This window comes from Streptomyces longispororuber, from assembly GCF_024448165.1.
GTDB classification, from domain to species: domain Bacteria; phylum Actinomycetota; class Actinomycetes; order Streptomycetales; family Streptomycetaceae; genus Streptomyces; species Streptomyces longispororuber_A.
In genome coordinates, this window is sequence record NZ_JAMOLN010000399.1 from 1 (window position 1) to 3,159 (window position 3,159).

Consider the following 3,159-nt stretch of genomic DNA (forward strand, 5'->3'; position numbering starts at 1 on the left):
CCCGGACGTGCAAGGACCAGCCCATGCGCCACGAACCGCGGATCACACCGATAGGCCCGGCCGACCTCGCCCGCACCGTGGCGCTGCACCACCGCTGCTCACCGCAGACCCTGTGGAGCCGCTACCACCGGGCGATGCCCGACCCCCTGACCTACCTGCCCACCCTGCTGACCCGCCCCGGCTCGGTCCACCTGGCCGTGCAGGACGTGACCGGACGCCACGTCGCCGTAGGACATCTGATGCCGGATCACCAGGCCGCGGAGGCCGCGCTGCTGGTCGAGGACTCCTGGCAGGGCCGCGGACTCGGCACCCGCCTCCTGCGCCGTCTCGCGCGGCACGCGCTCAGCGACGGCTGGGACACCCTCTACGGCCTGTTCCTGGCCGGCGACGAACGGATCGACGCGATGCTCCGCCACGCGGACGTGCCCGTGCACCGCACGGAGGAAGGCGACACCGTCACCGCCTGGGCAGGGGCCCGCGACCTCGCCGCCCTCCGCACGGAACGGACGAACCCGCCACGGCCACGGCTACGGTTCCGCGGCCGGTGTCCGCGCGACGACGCCACTACTCCGGCCAGGGGCTGTTCCGGATGATCTCGACGAAGTCCTTGCGGCGGAACGAGGCGTCGAAGTGGGCCAGCACGTCGTCGTTCATGGTGCCGAACGTGGTGTCGGGGCGGTCGGCCATGCCCTCGTAGAACGCCTTCAGGATGCGATTCTTGAAGTCGGGGCGCGGGTGCGCGGCGACGACATCGGCCCGCTGCTGCTCGGTGATCTCCGCGAGGTCGACGCCGAGGACGTCGGTCTCGACACCGAGGCTCACCACCGCGACCTCGGGCGCCAGGTGGTGCGGCACTTCAGGGGTGGTGTGCAGGGCGACGGCGAGCCACACGGTGCGGGCCTCGGCCTCGGTGCGGCCGTGGTCGAGCAGGAAGGTGCGGGCGGCCTCGGCACCGTCGATCTCGAAGCGACGGTCCTTGGTGGCGTGGGCGGCAGTCAGACCGAGGTCGTGGAAGAGGCCGCCGACGTAGGCGAGCTCGGGGTCGACCTCAAGGCCGCGTGCGGCCGCCCTGAGAGATCCCCACAGGTAGACGCGGCGCGAGTGGTGGAAGAGCGTCTCGTCGGCGGCGACGCGGACGAGGTCGGTGGCCTCACGGACCAACCGGGTGTCGGGAAGGGTGATTCCCGCGATGCTCTCCGGCATGGGGGCCTCCTTGATCGGGTGCGGAGCGGACTGGTTTCCAGCCTTCCTCCCGGTAGCGGTCCGGCCCACCGCCCGTTCTGCCGTGCATCCCACAGATCCGGACCAGGTCGCGTCCGCGCGGTGGACGTGCGCGCGGTCAGTGGGCGCCGGTCGCCGCGTCGTCCTCGTCGGCGCGCCGGGTGGTGGCGAACCGGGCCCGGTACCCGCTCGGCGAGACGCCCAGCCGGGCCACGAACGTGCGGCGCATCGACTCCGAGCTCCCGAAACCGGCGGCCCGCGCCGTCTCGGCCACCCCGCATCCGGAGTCGAGCAGCGCCTTCGCATGGTCGATCCTGATCCGCTCGACGAACTTCGCCGGGGTCGTGCCCAGCTCCGTGTGGAAGAGCCGCGCCAGATGGCGCGGGCTGACACCGATCAGGTCGGCCAGCGAGTCGGCGGTGTGCGGCAGCGCGGGCTGCGCCGCCACCAGGTCGACCGCCGAGCGCAGAGCGGGCGTACGGGGCGGACGTACCTCCAGAGGTGCCGAGAACTGCGACTGGCCCCCGGGGCGCTGCATGAACACCACGAGGTTGCGGGCGACGTTCCGTGCCAGCTCGACGCCGTGGTCGTCCTCCACCAGCGCCAGGGCCAGATCGATGCCGGCCGAGACGCCCGCCGAGGTGATGACGCCGTCGTCCTCGACGAAGAGGGCATCGGGCTGCACCTGGACGTCGCGATAGCTGCGGGCCAGCAGCTCGGCGTGCCGCCAGTGGGTGGTGGCACGCCGTCCGTCCAGCACTCCGGCACCGGCGAGGACGAACGAACCCGTACAGATCGACACCAGCCGGCGCGTTCGGGAGCGCAGGAGGCGGACCGCCTCGGTCAGGTCGGCCGGGACGGCCCTGGTGACCAGCTCGTCCCCGCCGGAGACGACCACCGTGTCCGCCTCGGCCACATCGGCCGCCGGCCCGTCGACCGGCAGCCGCAGGCCCACCGAGGTGACGACCGGCTCACCGGACGGCGAGGCATAGCTGAGCGCATAGCGGGCGCCGAACCGATTGGCCTCGGCGAACACCTCCGCCGGGCCCGCCACGTCGAGCATCTTGATGCCGTCGAACACGACGAACACGACGGGCCGCCTGGGCTCCATGACTCTTGCCTTTCCCGCGCCGCGCCGGGTTCCCTCGGTGTGAGCGGCACGGTCGGGCCGCGTTCCCCTGCGTCGGTGTCAATCTCCCACAGGATCGGACGCGCTCCCGGGCCCCCCACCACTCACGCCACGGTGTCGGCGTACAGGTCGTCCTCGAACGCCGCGGCCTCCACGATCGCCTTCACCGAGGTCAGGTAGCGGGCCGCGTCCGCTCCGTCCACCAGCCGGTGGTCGTACGACAGCGACAGGTGCACCAGGTCCCGGACGGCGATGACCTCGTCGTCACCGTCGCGGACGACCGCGGGCCGCCGGACCGTCGCGCCCACGCCCAGGATCGCGGCCTCCTTCGGCGGCACGATGACGGTGTCGAACAGTGCGCCGCGCGAACCGGTGTTGGAGATCGTGAAGGTCGCCCCCGTCACGTCGTCGGGCGTGAGGTGCCTGTTACGGGCCCGGTCGGCCAGGTCGTGCACGGCCCGCGCGAGTCCGGCGACGGTCAGGTCGCCGGCCGCCTTGACGACCGGGGTCATCAGGCCGTCCTCCGTGTCGACCGCGATGCCGATGTTCTCCGTGTCGAAGTAGGTGATCGTTCCCGCGGCCTCGTCGATCCTGGCGTTGATGACCGGATGCGCCCGCAGCGCCTGGGCGGCGGCCTTGATGAAGAACGGCAGCGGCGACAGCTTGATCCCCTCCCGGGCGAGGAAGCCGTCCTTCGCCCGCGCGCGCAGCCGCATGAGCCGCGTGACGTCGGCCTCCACCGTGCTGGTCAGCTGCGCCTGCTCCTGCAACGCCTGCTTCAGGTTGTTCCCGATGGCTCTACGGATCCG

4 protein-coding genes are annotated in these 3,159 nt (G+C 72.1%); 1 reads left to right on the forward strand and 3 read right to left on the reverse strand.

Going from position 1 to position 3,159, the window contains the following annotated elements; translation table 11 throughout:
* On the forward strand, positions 1-593 hold a 593-nt coding region (locus M4J07_RS47275), incomplete at its 5' end, for a GNAT family N-acetyltransferase (protein ID WP_308284837.1).
* Here M4J07_RS47275 and M4J07_RS47280 read toward each other — a convergent pair.
* The 3 genes from M4J07_RS47280 to M4J07_RS47290 form a co-directional block, all read right to left on the reverse strand.
* Positions 565-1,203, reverse strand: coding sequence for an HD domain-containing protein (locus tag M4J07_RS47280; protein ID WP_255983509.1), 639 nt, complete (start codon positions 1,201-1,203; stop codon positions 565-567). The two genes, M4J07_RS47275 and M4J07_RS47280, sit on opposite strands and share 29 nt — an antisense overlap.
* Before the next feature lie 136 nt (positions 1,204-1,339).
* Positions 1,340-2,332 (reverse strand): GlxA family transcriptional regulator, encoded by a 993-nt coding sequence (locus tag M4J07_RS47285; protein ID WP_255983511.1) that lies wholly within the window; start codon positions 2,330-2,332, stop codon positions 1,340-1,342.
* 122 nt (positions 2,333-2,454) lie between these two features.
* Positions 2,455-3,159, reverse strand: a 705-nt coding sequence (locus tag M4J07_RS47290) for a 2-oxo acid dehydrogenase subunit E2 (protein WP_255983513.1), incomplete at its 5' end; no start/stop codon positions are given.